The organism is Kribbella sp. NPDC051936, from assembly GCF_040680955.1.
GTDB lineage: Bacteria > Actinomycetota > Actinomycetes > Propionibacteriales > Kribbellaceae > Kribbella.
The window spans coordinates 465,828-479,950 of the sequence record NZ_JBFAXS010000002.1; the positions used below are offsets into that span (position 1 = coordinate 465,828).

A 14,123-nucleotide genomic window follows, 5' to 3' on the forward strand; every position below is an offset into this window, starting at 1 on the left:
CGCGGCGGGCGCAGGCCGATGTACTCCGTGGCGACGATGACACCGGCCCCGCCCGGCCTCTACGGTTCCGTACTGTGAGCACGACCGAGACGCCCCCGTCCCCCGGGGCACGAGTGCGCCGCGTGGCCCTGCCCGTGGCGCTGGCCGTGTTCTCGGTGGTCGGCACGTTCGGGGCGTCCCGCGGTCAGACCGACCGCCACGAGCCGGACTTGTTCATGGTGGTGCTGCTGCTGATCGGTTCGCTGTCGCTGTACTGGCTGCGGACCAGGCCGATCCCGGTGCTGTGGGCAACGGTCCTCTCGACGCTGGTCTACATGCTCTGCGAGTACCCGTGGGGCCCGGTCGTGTTCGCGTTCGTGATCGCCGTGTTCACCACGATCCGCCTCGGTCACCGGCTGGCGGGCTGGCTCGGGCTGATCACCTTGTACGTCGGGCACGTCGGCGGGCGGATGATCCTCGGGATCAACGAGCAGGGCATCTACCAGGTGCTGCTCGTCGGCACCTGCTTCTGCGTCCTGGGCTTCCTCGCCGAGCTCTTCCGCGCGCACCGCGACCGCGTGATGGCCGCCGCGCGGACCCGGAAGGAGGAGGAGCTGCGCCGTGCCGGCGAGGAACGGCTGCGGATCGCGCAGGAGCTCCACGACGTCGTCGCGCACCACATCTCGCTGATCAACGTGCAGGCGTCCACCGCGCTGCACCTGGTCGACCGGCAGCCCGAGCAGGCCGCCCCGGCGTTGTCCGCGATCAAGGACGCGAGCAAAGAGGCGCTGGTCGAGCTGCGGTCGATCGTCGGCGTACTGCGGCAGTCCGACGAGTCCGCGCCGCGGCAGCCGGTCACCGGACTCGATCACCTCGATCACCTGATCAGCCGGACCGAGCGGGCCGGCCTCGACGTACACAAGATCGTGCACGGCGATCCGCGGCCGCTGCCGGCCGGGCTCGACCGTGCCGCGTTTCGCATCGTCCAGGAGTCGCTGACGAACGTCGTACGGCATGCCCGGGCGACGTCGGCGACGGTCCGGATCCAGTACGGCGAGCAGTCCCTGGTGCTTCAGATCGACGACAACGGCGAGTCGCTGGCCGGTGCGCCGAAGGAGGGCAACGGCATCTCCGGGATGCGCGAACGCGCCACCGCACTCGGCGGCACCCTGACCGCGAACCGCACACCGACCGGCAGCCTGCGGATCACGGCGACGCTGCCGCTGTGAACAAGCCGGCCGGTGTCAGGGCAGGCGGACGTGGGACGGGTTCAGGTCCGCCACGCGGGAGACTCCGAGCAGGGCCATCGTGCGGCGTACCTCCTTGGTCAGGATGTCCGCGGCCCGGGCGACACCGCGCTGACCGCCGGCCATCAGGCCGTACAGGTACGCGCGGCCGACCAGGCAGGCGTCGGCGCCGAGCGCGATCGCCGCGACGATGTCGGCGCCGGACATGATGCCGGTGTCGAGGTAGATCTCCGCGTCGCTGCCGACCGCCTTCCGGACGTCCGGCAGGATGCGCAGCGGCGTCGGGGCGCGGTCCAGCTGCCGGCCGCCGTGGTTCGACAGCACGACCGCGTCCGCGCCGGCATCGACGACCCGGCGGGCGTCCTCGACGGTCTGGATGCCCTTGACGATCAGCGGGCCGTCCCAGATCGAGCGCAGCCAGTTGAGATCGTCGATCGTCATGGTCGGGTCGAACAGCTTGTCGAGCAGCTCCGCGACAGTGCCGTCCCAGGTGGACAGCGACGCGAACGTCAGCGGGCGCGTGGTCAGCAGGTTCGCCCACCAGGCCGGGTGCAGGGACGCGTCCAGGACGGTCTTCGCGGTCAGCGACGGCGGGATCGTGAAGCCGTTGCGGACGTCGCGGAGCCGGGCCCCGGCGACCGGTACGTCGACGGTGAGCATCAGCGCCTCGTACCCGGCGGCGGCCGACCGCTTCACCAGGTCCTCACCGGCCGTGCGGTCCTTCCACACGTACAGCTGGAACCACTTGCGTGCGTTCGGGCCCGCGGCCGCGACGTCCTCGATCGAAGTGGTGCCCATCGTCGACAACGAGTACGGGATGCCGACCTGCTCGGCGACCTTCACGACCGCGCTCTCGCCCTCGTGGTTCATCATCCGGGTGAAGCCGGTCGGCGCGAACGCGAACGGCAACTCTGAGCGGCCGCCCAGGATCGACGTCCCCAGGTCGATGTCGGAGACGTCGCGCAGGATCGACGGCTGCAGCTCCATCTCGGCGAACAGCCGGCGGGCGCGGCGCAGGCTGATCTCCGCCTCGGCGGCGCCGTCGGTGTAGTCGAACACCGACCGCGGCGTCCGGCGCTTCGCGATCGCCCGCAGGTCCGCGATCGTCAGCGCCTTCTCCAGCCGCCGCTCGGTCGGGTTCACCGTGATCGGCTTCGGCCGCAGCAGCGGCTTCAACTCGGACCATTTGGGCATCTGGCGATCGGTCATCACGTCTCCCGGCTGAATCTGTGGTCGGACCACACCCTACCCTGTGGTCCGACCACACAGATAGGCTCGTCCACATGAAGAACTACGAGCTGGTCCTGCACCGGGTCGAGGCCGATCTGGCCGCCGGACGGCTGCGGATCGGCGGGCGGCTGCCCGGTGAGCGGGCGCTGGCCGAGCAACTCGGGATCAGCCGGCCGTCGGTGCGGGAGGCGGTCCGGGTCCTGGAGGCGATGGGCGTGGTGCGGACCGCGACCGGCTCCGGTCCCGAGGCCGGCGCGGTGATCGTGGCGGAGCCGGTGTCGCCGCTGACCGCCGTACTGCGGTTGCACCTGGCAACCAATCATCTGCCGATGGGCGACGTCGTGCAGACCCGGCTGCTGCTGGAGTCCTGGTCGGCGCGGGAGGCGGCGGCGCGGGAACTCGAGGCGCGCGAGCTGAAGGTCGCCGAGGAACTGCTCGACCGGATGGACGACACCGCGCTGTCGCCGGAGGAGTTCCACGTGCTCGACGCGGAGTTCCACGTCGCGCTGTCCGGGCTGGCGGGGAACGTGCTGATCGCCGCGGTGATGACCTCGCTGCGGTCGGCGATCCACGGTTACGTGCTGGCCGCCGTACCGAATCTGCCGGACTGGGAGGCGACGGCGGTCGGGTTGCGCAGCGAGCACCGGGCGATCCTGGCGGCGGTGCGCGGCGGCGAGCCGGAGCGCGCGGCCGGGCTCGTGACCGCGCACATCCGGGGGTTCTACCAGGCGGCCCAGTTAGCACCGTTCGGCGGCGCTGAGGGCGGTGCGGCGCAGGCCCAGGATCACGACCGCGCCGACGACCAGATGGAGTGAGGCGAGGCCGAGCTTGGCGCCGAGCCCGATACCGTTCGTCAGCGGGCTGCCGAGCGAGGTGGTGCAGACGATCGCGGCGACGACGGTCCAGATGTTCTGGGCGCGCAGCGTACGGCGCTCTAGGATCGCGAGCAGGGCCCAGCCGGCCAGCGCGACGACGACGGTCGAGACGAGCACGGCGGCGGCGCCGATGTGCTGGGTGCCGCCCTGCCGGGCCTCCAAGGTGATGCCGGCGAGCGGGCCGAGAATCGCCCAGTCGGCGAGCGCTGCAAGAGCGGCAACCCCAACAACGGCCAGGCGGCTACGCCCAGGAACCCGGCGAGAAGTCGCCGAGGCAGCCGGGTCCTCAGGCAGCGCGGGGGCCGCGGGAGGAGCCTCGGCCGTGGGCTGGGAATGAGCCGCGCGCTGCGGCTGGCCCGTGGGCTGAGCCGCGGGCTGGGGCTGGGGCGTGGGCTGGGATGTGTGGTTGTGCATTGAGGGCTCCTGGGGTGATGGGGTTGTGGGATCACCTTCTTGTGGAGTGGGGGTGGCGGCATCGGTCGTGGGGCTGGGGGTAGGCGGCCGGAAGTCTGTGGGGGTTCGACTTTGGTTGGTGGTGGGGATCGAGGGTGACCGCCTAGGGTCGGCGGCATGGAGGAGTGTGTGCCGCCGAAGCCGTCGAAGCAGGCCGAGCTCGTCGCGACCGGCGCGATGGGCGTGCTCGTCGCGCTGACGATCGTCGGGCGGCTGCCGGACCCGGAGCACGACAAGTTCCTGTTCCTCGACATCGCGGTCGGCGTCGCCGCGGTCGCGCTGATCCCGGTGGCGCTCCGCCGCCCGGTGCCGGGCGCGATCGCACTCGCCGTCCTGGCGGCCCTCTCCCCCGCCGCCACACCGCCCTCCACCCTCGGCACGTTGAACGTGGCCATGCGCCGCCCGTGGCGTCCGGCGATCCTGGTCGCCGTGATCGGCACAGTCGCGCACCTGATCCAGGGTCTGTGGCAACCGATCCACGGCCTCCCGTTCCTCTGGTTCGCCGTCCTGGACGTGGCCGTGCACGCCGCACTGCTCGGCTGGGGGCAAGGAACGCAGGCACGACGGCAACTGCTGGAGTCGCTGCGGGAACGCGCGCGGCGCGCGGAGGCCGAGCAGGGCCGCCGGATCGCCGAGGCGCGGTCGCTCGAGCGCACCAAGATGGCGCGCGAGATGCACGACGTCCTCGCCCATCGCCTCTCGCTGCTCGCGACATACGCCGGCGCGCTCGAGTACCGCCCGGACTCGTCACCGGAGAAGCTCGCGAAGGCGGCCGGCGTGATCCGGACCGGCGTCCACCAGGCGCTCGACGAACTGCGCGAGGTGATCAACGTGCTGCGCGACGAGGACGTGCACGAAGGCCGGCCGCAACCGACGTTCGGGGACCTCCGGGCGCTCGTCGACGAATCCCGCGACGCCGGTACGACGATCGCGTACGAGGACCAGGTCGCCGATCCGGCATCCTTGCCGCTGGCAACGGGGAGGACGGCGTACCGGGTCGTGCAGGAGGGACTGACGAACGCTCGCAAGCACGCGGCCGGACACCCGGTAACCGTGCTCGTTTCCGGCGAACCGGGTGATCGGTTGCGGATCGAGCTGACCAACCCGGCCTCGAACGGTACGCCGCTGGCGCCCGGTAGTGGGACCGGGCTGGTCGGACTGACCGAGCGCGTCCAGCTCGCGGGCGGCACGCTCGACCACGGGCAGGTGCCCGGTGGCGGGTTCCGGCTGGAGGCCTCGCTACCGTGGCCCTCGTGAACATCCGGGTGCTGGTGGTGGACGACGACGCGTTGGTACGGGCCAGCCTCGAGATGATGCTGGACGGTGCGAACGGGATCTCCGTGGTCGCGCAGGCCGCCGACGGTGACGAGGTACCGGCGGCCGTCGACGCGCATTTCCCGGACATCGTGCTGATGGATCTGCGGATGCCGCGGGTCGACGGGATCGTTGCGACCCGGCGGCTGCGGGCGCGGACGAACCCGCCCGAGGTCGTCGTGCTCACCACGTTCGACACCGACGAGAATGTCCTGCACGCGCTCCGCGCCGGGGCGAGCGGGTTCCTGCTCAAGGACACGCCGCCCGCGCAGATCGTCGACGCCGTCCGGCGGGTCGCGGCCGGAGACCCGATCCTGTCGCCGGCGATCACCCGCCGGTTGATGGACCGCGCCGCCACGCAGGCCGACGCGCACACGATCGCGCAACAGAAGCTGCAGCGACTGTCGCCCCGGGAGTACGACGTGATGCTCGCGGTCGCGCAGGGCAAGGCGAACGCGCAGATCGCCTCCGAGCTGTTCATGAGCCTGGCGACCGTGAAGGCGCACATCTCGCACATCCTCACCAAACTCGAGCTCGGCAACCGCACACAGATCGCGCTGCTCGCACATGACGCGGGGCTCGCATAGGCTCCGCGCATGATTCGGGTGCTGCTGGCGGACGATCAGGCGTTGGTGCGGGCCGGGTTCCGGTCGTTGCTGAACGCCGAGGACGACATCACGGTGGTCGGCGAGGTCGCGGACGGCGCTGAGGCCGTCGCGGTGGCGCGGCGGGACAAGCCCGACGTCGTACTGATGGACATCCGGATGCCCGGGACGGACGGGCTGGAGGCGACGCGGCAGATCGGAGCGGATCCGGAGCTGGCCGACGTCCACGTGGTGATCCTGACGACGTTCGACCTCGACGAGTACGTGTTCGAGGCGCTGCGGGTCGGGGCCAGCGGGTTCCTGGTGAAGGACACCGAGCCGGTCGAGCTGCTGCAGGCCGTGCGAGTGGTGGCGCGCGGTGACGCGCTGCTGTCCCCCGGTGTGACACGCCGGCTGGTGGCGGAGTTCGCGTCGCGGTCGCGGCAGCCGCATGCGAGCACGGAGCTCGACGTCCTCACCGAACGCGAGAAGGAGATCGTCGCGCTGGTCGGCGAAGGCCTGTCCAACGACGAGATCGCCGGGCGGCTGGTGCTCAGCCCGGCGACCGCGAAAACCCACGTCAGCCGCGCGATGATCAAACTCGGCGTCCGCGACCGCGCCCAGCTGGTGGTGGTCGCCTATCAAACCGGGCTCGTGCGGCCCGGCTGGCTCGGTTGACCTGCCGACGCGTGCAAGGTCGACAGGACGTCTCTGCAACTCGCGGCTGTCGGCTCGCGTGATTCGAGGTCTGGTGCTTGGTTGCAGACGGATACGTCCTGTCGAGACTGCACGGGTTCGTCTGCGGAGTTGACCTTCCAGCTGGTCGAGGGGCGAGGGTGGTCGCATGATGCGACTGGAGGAGATCACCGCCGCTGTCGAGGCCGGCCGGGGCGGGGATCGTGCGGCTGCCCGCACCCGATTGACCGCGCTCTGGGAGGAGATCGACGACCCGGCGACCCGGTGCGTGATCGCGCATTTCCTCGCCGACGTGCAGGACGAGACCGAGGACGAGCTGACCTGGGACCTCCGGGCCCTGGAGCTCGTTTCGGACGACCAATGGCTGCCGTCCCTGCACCTCAGCCTCGCCGACGACTACCGCCGGCTGAGCCGGCCCGAGGAAGCCCGGGAGCACCTCGCAGCGGCGGAGGCCAACCTCTCGAAGCTCCCCGCCGGGGACTACGGCGACCTGATCAGGAGCGGCTTCGAGCACGTGGCGCAAGCTCTCGCAGCCGGCAGTGTGCAACGGCTGGAGACCAATCCCAGCACCTGACTACTCCCCCAGAGGTAGGGCGGGTGACTCCTCCTGGGCGACGCCGGACGTGGGGGCGGACGGCCAGGCTCTAGGTATGGATGCGCTAGTTGAGGTCAGCGGGCTGACGAAGCGGTACGGCGACACCTTGGCGGTTGACGGTGTCGATCTGACGGTGTTGCCGGGTGAGGTGTACGGGTTCCTGGGGCCGAACGGGGCGGGCAAGACGACGACGCTCCGGATCCTCACCGGGCTGATCGCGCCGACGAGCGGCCGGGTGCGGGTGCTGGGCGGCTGGCCGGGTGAGTCCGGCGTGCTGGCGCGGACCGGGTCGATGATCGAGTCGCCCGCGTTCTACCCGTACCTGTCCGGCCTGGACAACCTGCGGCTGCTGGCCGAGTACGCCGGGGTGTCGCGACAGCGGATCGACGAGGTGCTCGAGCTCGTCGACCTCGCCGATCGTGCGACCGACCGGTTCTCGACGTACTCCCTGGGGATGAAGCAGCGCCTCGGCGTCGCGGCGGCGCTGCTCAAGGACCCGGAGCTGGTGATCCTCGACGAGCCGACCAACGGCCTCGACCCGGCCGGGATGCGCGACATGCGCCGCTTGATCCGCGAGCTCGGCACCGGCGGCCGGACGGTGCTGCTGTCCAGCCACCTGCTCGGCGAGGTGCAGCAGATCTGCGACCGGGTCGGCATCATCAACGCCGGCCGGATGGTTGCCGAGCACAACGTCGACGAGCTGCGCGGCGAGCAGGAACTTGTCGTCCGGGCCGCACCGAAGGACCAGGCGCAGTCGATCCTGACCCGCTTCGGCAGCGTCCACCGCTACGACGACACGCTCCGGGTGCAGGTGGATCCGGCGAAGGCCGCCGAGGTGAACCGGACGCTCGTCGAGGCCGGTATCGAGGTGTCCGAGCTGCACACCACCGAACGCGCGCTCGAGGACATCTTCTTCGAGCTGACCACAGAGCTGTCGACAGAGCCGTCGACAGAGCCGTCGACAGAGCCGTCGACAGAGCTGTCGGCCGGGGAGGAGACCACCGATGTTGGGTAGCTACCGAGCCGAACTGCTCAAGCTCCGCAAGCGATCCGCCGTCTGGGTGCTGTTCGGCGCCGGCCTGGTGCTGAGCCTGATCTTCGGCTACCTGCTGCCGTACCTGGGCTACGCGACCGGCGACGACAACCCGCAGACCAACGGCATACCACGCGCCGAGATCCTGCGCGGCATGCTGCCCGAACGCGTCGTCGACAACACGATCGGCGGGTACCCGATCTTCGCCGGCGCGCTCGCGCTCGTGCTGGGCGCGATCGTGATCGGCGGCGAGTACACCTGGGGCACGCTGAAGACCGTCCTCACCCAGCGCCCGCAGCGCGGCACGATCCTCGGCGCGCAGTTCCTGGCGCTGGGCACGATGATCGCGCTCTGGGTGCTCGGGATCTTCGCCGCCTGCGCGCTGTGCAGCCTCGGCATCGCCGCGGCCGAGAACGGTTCGACGAACTGGCCGGGCATCGTCGATCTCCTGCAAGGCCTCGGCGGCGGCTGGCTGGTGCTGATGATGTGGAGCCTCGCCGGAGCCGTCCTGGCTGTTGCCTTCCGCAACGTCGCGATGCCGATCGGCCTCGGCGTGGTGTGGATCCTCGGCATCGAGACGCTGCTGGCCGGCGTCGTGAGCAGTCTGCTGCCGAGCCTGGACTGGCTCGCCAACGCGCTGCCCGGTACGAACGCCGGCTCGCTCGTCTTCAGCGTCACCGGCATGGCCGCCGCCGATGCACCACCCGGCGTCCGCGATGCCGTCGGCGGCGGACGGGCGCTCCTGACCCTGATCGGTTACTGCGCGGTGTTCGCCGTCCTCGCGGCCTGGACCACGCGGCGCCGCGACGTCACCTGATCCCGGCGTGCACCAACGCGAGCTCGCAGAACATCGCGTTGGCCCAGGAGAACCACTCGCGGGTGTACTGCGTGGGGTCGTCGACGTCGAAGCCCTCGTGCATCTGGCCGGTGCCGCCGGTGGTGTCGCGCAGGAGCTCCAGCAACTGCTGGCGCTCCTGGGCCGACGTGCTGGAGATCCCCTGCACGGCGAGCGCGATGTGCCAGATGTAGCGCGGCGGTGTGTGCGGGCTGCCGATACCGGCGGCCGCCGTACCGCTGTAGTAGTAGGGATTCGACGGGCTGAGCAGCAGGGAGCGCGTGGCGAGGTACGTCGGGTCGTCCGGCGCGGCGTACCCGGTGAGCGGGATCGACAGCAGGCTCGGCATGTTGGCGTCATCCATCAGCAGCGTCTCGCCCAGGCCGTCGACCTCGTACGCGTACACCCGGCCGTGCACCGGGTGCTCCACCGTGCCGAACGTCGCGATGCCCTCGTCGATCTCGGCCTTCAGCGCCTTCGCCCGGTCGGCCAGCGGCTCGTCCCGCAGTACCTCGGTCGCGATCTCCTGCAGGTACCCGAGCACGACCGACGCGAACATGTTCCCGGGTACGTTGAAGCCCAGCTCGGTCGCGTCGTCACTCGGCCGGAACGCGCTCCACGACATGCCGGTCGGTCGCGTCAGCCGTCCCCGTCCCTCGCGGACCAGGGTGTCCGACGGCCGGTCGTCGTGCCGCTGGAACCGGTACGGCGAGCGCGCCTCGTGGTCCTGCTCCACGGTCCACAGCTCGACGATCGCCTCCGCGGCGGCCCGGAAGCGGTCGTCGATCACGTCGGCGCGGCCGGTGATCCGCCACAGCCGGTAGGCCAGCTCGAGCGGGAAGCACAGCGAGTCGATCTCGTACTTGCGCTCCCACACCCACGGCGACATCTCGGTCTCGTCGGTGACGTGACCGGCGCCGTTCGCCTCCTGGTTGAAGGCGTTCGCGTACGGGTCCAGGACGACGTACTCGAGCTGCCGGTGCAGCACGCCGATCAGGATCTCCTGGAGGCCCGGATCGTCCTTGCACAGCAGCAGGTACGGGCGCAGCTGCGCGGCCGAGTCGCGCAGCCACATCGCCGGGATGTCGCCGGTGAGCACGAACGTGGTCCCGTCCGGCAGCCGCTCGGCGACGGCCGGCAGGTTCTCGGCCATCGAGCGCCGGAACATCTCCGCGATCACGTCGTCGCCGCCGGCCTTCCGCACAGCCTCCGTGGCGCGGGCGAGGACCTCGGGGTCGATCATCAACACATCTACCTTTCACCATCAAGAGTCAGGCCGACAGAGGGGTCGGGCGAGAAGGTCCGGTCCAGGACCAGGCTCGCGGCGCCGATCGCGCCGACGTCCACGCCGAGCGCCGTACCGGTGACCTCGAACGGATGCACCGCCCGCAGCAGGAACCGGCCTTCCAAGGCCTCCCGGACCGCGGCGTCGAGGACCGGTGCGAGGTGTTCCCAGTGCGGGCCGCCGAAGACGACCCGCTCCAGATCGAGCAGGTTCGCGATGTCCTCGACCACCTTGGCGATCCGCTCCGCGAGCGCGGTGACGATCGCCCGCGCCGGGACGGAGCCGTCCGCGGCCAGCGCGCACAGCCGGGAGAAGGCCGCCTCGACGGCTTGCCGGTCGTCGAGGTCGATGCCATCGGCAAGCACTTCGGCCCGGACTCCCTGCTGCACCAGGTACCGCGGCTGGCTGGCTTCGCCGACGCAGCCGCGCCGGCCGCAGTAGCACAGCGGACCGTCCGGATCGACGATCACGTGACCGATCTCGCCGACGTTGCTGGACGAGCCGCGGATCACCTCGTCGCCGATCACCAGCCCGGCGCCGACGCCCGTGCCGAGGTAGAAGAAGACGAAGCTGCCGCCCTGGCCGGCCCACCGCTCGGCGGAGGCGGCCGCGGTCACGTCCTTGTCCAGGACGATCGGCAGGCCGGTCCGCTCGGCCAGTTCGTCGCGGAGCGGCACCAGGTGCCAGGTCGAGAGGTTCGGCGGGTCGACCACCACGCCGCGCTCGACGTCGATGGGCCCGGGCGCGGCGATCCCGACACCGGTGACCCGGTCCCGCGGCGCGCCCGCCTCGGCGATCACTTCCTCGATCGTCTTCGCGATGCCGTCGATCAGCAGGCCGGGGTCGTCGGCGTACTGGTCCACGGGCCGCCGCGCGACCACCTCGCCGGTCAGGTCGAGCAGGACGACGGTGACGACGGACGGGTCGAGGTGCACGCCGACGGCGTACCGGCCGGTGGGCTCGAGCTCGAGCAGGGTCCGCGGCTTGCCGAGTCTCGCGCCCCGCAACCGTCCGGCTTCGCGGACCAGGCCCGCGTCGAGCAGGCGGCGCGCGATGTTCGAGATCGCCTGGCCGGACAGACCGGTGGCCTCGGCGAGCTCGACGCGGCTCAGCTGCTCGCTGCGGCGGATCGCGTCCAGCACCACGGCGTCGTTGAAGCCCCCGACGCGATCGAGGTTCGTCCCCCGTCTAACCAATTGGATCCGCACCCCACGGTTGCGACCAGTCGTACCGGATGGTGTCCCCACCCGTGCGCCATTCGTTCGGAGTGGTGTTGACCAGCCAGTCGACCGGCTCGATTTCCGAGGCAGCACCACCGTCGAGCGCCAACCGTATACCGTCGCGCAACGCACGGTCCGTGCGGTCCGTCCGCGCCGCCGGGTCGATCGACAGGAACAGCGCCGTACCGGAGCGGGCGACGAGATCCAGGAACCGTTCGTTCAGCTCCCACGGCGTCTGCGGCGTGCACGGGACGCAGTCCGCGTCGACCGTGAAGAAGCGGTTGTGCTGCGGGAGCCGGAACGCGAGGGTGTTCACCCCCATCTTCCGGGTCCGCTCCCAGTCCCGCCCGGAGGTGTCGTCGCCGGTCCGCTGGACGTCGATGAGCCCCGCCGCGAGGTGGCCCACGGTGTTGCAGCCGATCAGTACGACGTCGTCGGCCGCCGCCCGGATCTCGCGGTAGAACGCCAGCACGATCTCGGCCGTCGTCCGGGACCGGTCGTGGAACTGCCAGCCCCCGGTGGTCAGGCGGGATCCCATCGCCGGCCCGAAGTTGCCGAAGATGTCGTACGTACTGAAGTCGTGCTTGACCAGCTCGAATCCCCAGGACCGGAAGCGTTCGAGATCGGAGCGCACGCCGTCGAGGACCTCGGGGCGGGTGGGGTCGAGCGCACGGCCGGGTTTGTCGTGCGGGCCGGACTTCGCCCACCGGCTGGGTTCGCGGACCAGGAGCGGGCGGAACCACAGGCCCGGGCGCGCACCGATCGCCTTGATCGCGGCCGCCGTGCCCGCCAGGTCGTCGAAGACGCCCGGCGTGCCGCGGTCCCAGGGGCCGCCGGAGGCGATGCCGCCCGGGTACCAGCCGTCGTCGACGACGCTGAACGGCTTCACCGGGTGGCCGTCGGCGAGCTCGACGATGGTCGACGCGTCCTTCAGGACGGCCTTCTCGTCGAAGTTCTCGCCGTAGGCGTAGTACCAGTTGTTGGCACCTACAACAGGCCCGGCCACCGGCGCGGGCTCAGGTCGCGCCGGTAGCCGGGTGCTCATGGTGGCGACCGCTGCGTGCAGGGTCTGCCAGGGTGTGCCGACGTCCTCGAATCGTCGCACGACCGCTGCTGTCAGGGTACGACCGTCCAAAAGCGCCGGGCCGTCGCCGTTCCGCAGATCGAGCCACAACGTGAAGCCGTCGCCGTCGACCGTCCAGGCGCAGAACGCGTTCGGCTGCACGTCGACGCCCATGCCGAAGGTGCCCGCGGCGGAGTGGGCGAGGAAGTACCACGGCAGCAGCCGCTCGGGCTGCCGGTGCCGCCACTGCAGGTCGCCGTACGAGCGTTCCCACGCGTCGCCGAGGATCAGGGCGTCGCTCGGCAGCTTCTCCGACCAGCGCAGCGCGACCCGGGAGACCTTCGCCGCGGTGACCTCGACCGTCCCGTCGTTCCAGCTGACCTCGATGCCGGCCCGTGCCGGAGCGGTCAAGCCGTCCGAGGGGTCCGCCTGGACGAAAACAGCGCTCGGTTCTCTCACCTGACTCCTCGGGGCAATTAATTTCCCCAGAGACTTTAGTTAGTCGCGCTCGGGCCGGTCAAGGCGGTCATGGCGGCGACGAGACGCTCCACGTCGGAGCGGTCCGTGTACGGCGCGAGACCGGCCCGGACCGCGCCCGCCGCGCCGAGCCCGAGGTGTCGCGCGGGCTCGTACGCGTAGAACGAGCCGGCCGGGGCGTTGACGCCCGCCTTCGCGAGATGCTCGGACACCTCCCCCGGCGTGTGCCCGTCGAGCGTGAACAGCAGGGTCGGCGTGCGGTGTGCGGCGTGGCCGTAGAGGGTGACACCCGGGATCGCCTTCAGGGCCGACTCCAGCTCGTCACGCAGCCCGTCCTCATGAGCTTCGACGCTCCGCAGCGACGTGATCAGCCGCTCGCGCCGCGTCGTGCCGCTGCCTCCGAGCCCAGCGATGAAGTCGACCGCGGCCGTGGTACCGGCCAGCAGCTCGTACGGGAGCGTGCCCAACTCGAAGCGCTCAGGTACGGCGTCCGTCGACGGCAGGAGCTTGTCCGGCCGCAGCGTCTCGAGGAGCTCCGGCGCCGCGGTCAGTACGCCGAGATGCGGGCCGAAGAACTTGTACGGCGAGCACACGTAGAAGTCGGCGTACCGTGCGTCGACCGGCGCGTGCGCCGTCAGGTGGACGCCGTCGACGTAGATCAGTGCGTCGGCCTCGTGGACCTGGTCGGCGATGCGCTGCGTGTCCGGACGGGTGCCGAGCAGGTTCGACGCCGCGGTGACCGCGACTAGGCGGGTGCGGTCCGTAAGCAGGGGTGCGATGTCGTCCAGCTCGGAGGTCTCCGGGTCGAACCCGAGCCACTTGACCGTGGCGCCGGCGGCCTCGGCGGCCTGCACCCACGGACGGACGTTCGCGTCGTGGTCGAGCCGGGTGACGATCACCTCGTCGCCCGCGGACCAGGTCTTTGCGAGCGCGCGGGAGAAGTCGTAGGTCAGCTGGGTCATGCTGCGGCCGAACACGATCCCCTCGGCGGTGGTGCCGAGCAGGTCGGCCATCGCCTGCCTGGCGCCGACCACGATCTCGTCGGCGCGGCGCTCGGCGGCGGTCATCCGGCCGCGATTGGCCAGTGCCGAGGTCATGGTGTGCGCCACCGCGTCGGCCACGGCCTGCGGGGTCTGGGACCCGCCGGGGCCGTCGAAGTGCGCGGCTCCCTCGTCGAGCGCGGGGAACTGCTTGCGGACGGCGACCACGTCGAAGGCATTCATGCGCGTCATCCTCT

14 protein-coding genes are annotated in these 14,123 nt (G+C 70.9%); 8 read left to right on the forward strand and 6 right to left on the reverse strand.

Translation table 11 applies throughout. The annotated features are described in order from the left end of the window. Positions 1-74: 74 nt before the first annotated feature. Positions 75-1,208 (forward strand): sensor histidine kinase, encoded by a 1,134-nt coding sequence (locus AB0L64_RS07805; RefSeq protein ID WP_363708915.1) that lies wholly within the window; start codon positions 75-77, stop codon positions 1,206-1,208. 15 nt (positions 1,209-1,223) lie between these two features. Here AB0L64_RS07805 and AB0L64_RS07810 read toward each other — a convergent pair whose 3' ends face one another. After that, positions 1,224-2,435, reverse strand: coding sequence for an alpha-hydroxy acid oxidase (locus tag AB0L64_RS07810; RefSeq protein WP_363708917.1), 1,212 nt, complete (start codon positions 2,433-2,435; stop codon positions 1,224-1,226). Between the two features lie 74 nt (positions 2,436-2,509). On the opposite strand from AB0L64_RS07810, the gene AB0L64_RS07815 reads away from it, so the two are divergent. Further along, on the forward strand, positions 2,510-3,271 hold the full coding sequence (locus AB0L64_RS07815) for an FCD domain-containing protein (RefSeq protein WP_363708919.1): 762 nt from the start codon (positions 2,510-2,512) through the stop codon (positions 3,269-3,271). Here the strand turns inward: AB0L64_RS07815 and AB0L64_RS07820 are convergent. Continuing rightward, entirely contained in the window at positions 3,194-3,745 is a 552-nt protein-coding gene (locus AB0L64_RS07820) for a DUF6069 family protein (RefSeq protein ID WP_363708921.1), read from the reverse strand. The genes AB0L64_RS07815 and AB0L64_RS07820 overlap by 78 nt on opposite strands. 156 nt (positions 3,746-3,901) lie before the next feature. Here AB0L64_RS07820 and AB0L64_RS07825 point away from each other — a divergent pair, with 156 nt between their 5' ends. The 6 genes from AB0L64_RS07825 to AB0L64_RS07850 all read left to right on the forward strand — a co-directional run bounded on the left by AB0L64_RS07825 (position 3,902) and on the right by AB0L64_RS07850 (position 8,823). Next, complete coding sequence (locus AB0L64_RS07825; RefSeq protein WP_363708923.1) at positions 3,902-5,041, forward strand: histidine kinase; 1,140 nt, start codon at positions 3,902-3,904, stop codon at positions 5,039-5,041. Continuing rightward, positions 5,038-5,685 carry a response regulator transcription factor gene (locus AB0L64_RS07830; RefSeq protein ID WP_359923668.1) on the forward strand — a complete coding sequence of 216 codons (648 nt, stop codon included), beginning with the start codon at positions 5,038-5,040 and terminating at the stop codon, positions 5,683-5,685. Before AB0L64_RS07825 ends, AB0L64_RS07830 begins: the two co-directional genes overlap by 4 nt. Before the next feature lie 9 nt (positions 5,686-5,694). Further along, positions 5,695-6,360, forward strand: a complete 666-nt coding sequence (locus tag AB0L64_RS07835) for a response regulator transcription factor (RefSeq protein ID WP_363708926.1) — start codon at positions 5,695-5,697, stop codon at positions 6,358-6,360. 166 nt (positions 6,361-6,526) lie between these two features. Further along, a complete protein-coding gene (locus AB0L64_RS07840; protein ID WP_363708928.1) occupies positions 6,527-6,952 on the forward strand; it encodes a hypothetical protein in 426 nt (141 codons plus the stop codon). A 76-nt stretch (positions 6,953-7,028) separates the two neighbouring features. Continuing rightward, a complete protein-coding gene (locus AB0L64_RS07845; protein WP_363708930.1) occupies positions 7,029-7,988 on the forward strand; it encodes an ABC transporter ATP-binding protein in 960 nt (319 codons plus the stop codon). Next, positions 7,978-8,823 carry an ABC transporter permease gene (locus AB0L64_RS07850; RefSeq protein WP_363708932.1) on the forward strand — a complete coding sequence of 282 codons (846 nt, stop codon included), beginning with the start codon at positions 7,978-7,980 and terminating at the stop codon, positions 8,821-8,823. The genes AB0L64_RS07845 and AB0L64_RS07850 overlap by 11 nt, the downstream gene beginning before the upstream one ends. Here the strand turns inward: AB0L64_RS07850 and AB0L64_RS07855 are convergent. Genes AB0L64_RS07855 through AB0L64_RS07870 form a run of 4 tightly spaced genes read right to left on the reverse strand, consistent with a single transcriptional unit; the run spans position 8,816 to position 14,109 of the window. Beyond that, positions 8,816-10,084, reverse strand: a complete 1,269-nt coding sequence (locus AB0L64_RS07855; protein ID WP_363708935.1) for a glycoside hydrolase family 125 protein — start codon at positions 10,082-10,084, stop codon at positions 8,816-8,818. The genes AB0L64_RS07850 and AB0L64_RS07855 overlap by 8 nt on opposite strands. Before the next feature lie 8 nt (positions 10,085-10,092). Beyond that, the gene (locus AB0L64_RS07860) at positions 10,093-11,322 is read right to left on the reverse strand and encodes an ROK family transcriptional regulator (RefSeq protein WP_363708937.1); all 1,230 of its coding nucleotides are present in this window, start codon (positions 11,320-11,322) and stop codon (positions 10,093-10,095) included. Continuing rightward, positions 11,315-12,868: a hypothetical protein gene (locus AB0L64_RS07865; protein WP_363708939.1), complete on the reverse strand. Its 1,554-nt coding sequence runs from the start codon at positions 12,866-12,868 to the stop codon at positions 11,315-11,317. The genes AB0L64_RS07860 and AB0L64_RS07865 overlap by 8 nt, the downstream gene beginning before the upstream one ends. Positions 12,869-12,903: 35 nt before the next feature. Then, positions 12,904-14,109, reverse strand: a complete 1,206-nt coding sequence (locus tag AB0L64_RS07870; RefSeq protein ID WP_363708941.1) for a cysteine desulfurase-like protein — start codon at positions 14,107-14,109, stop codon at positions 12,904-12,906. Between the last annotated feature and the right edge of the window lie 14 nt (positions 14,110-14,123).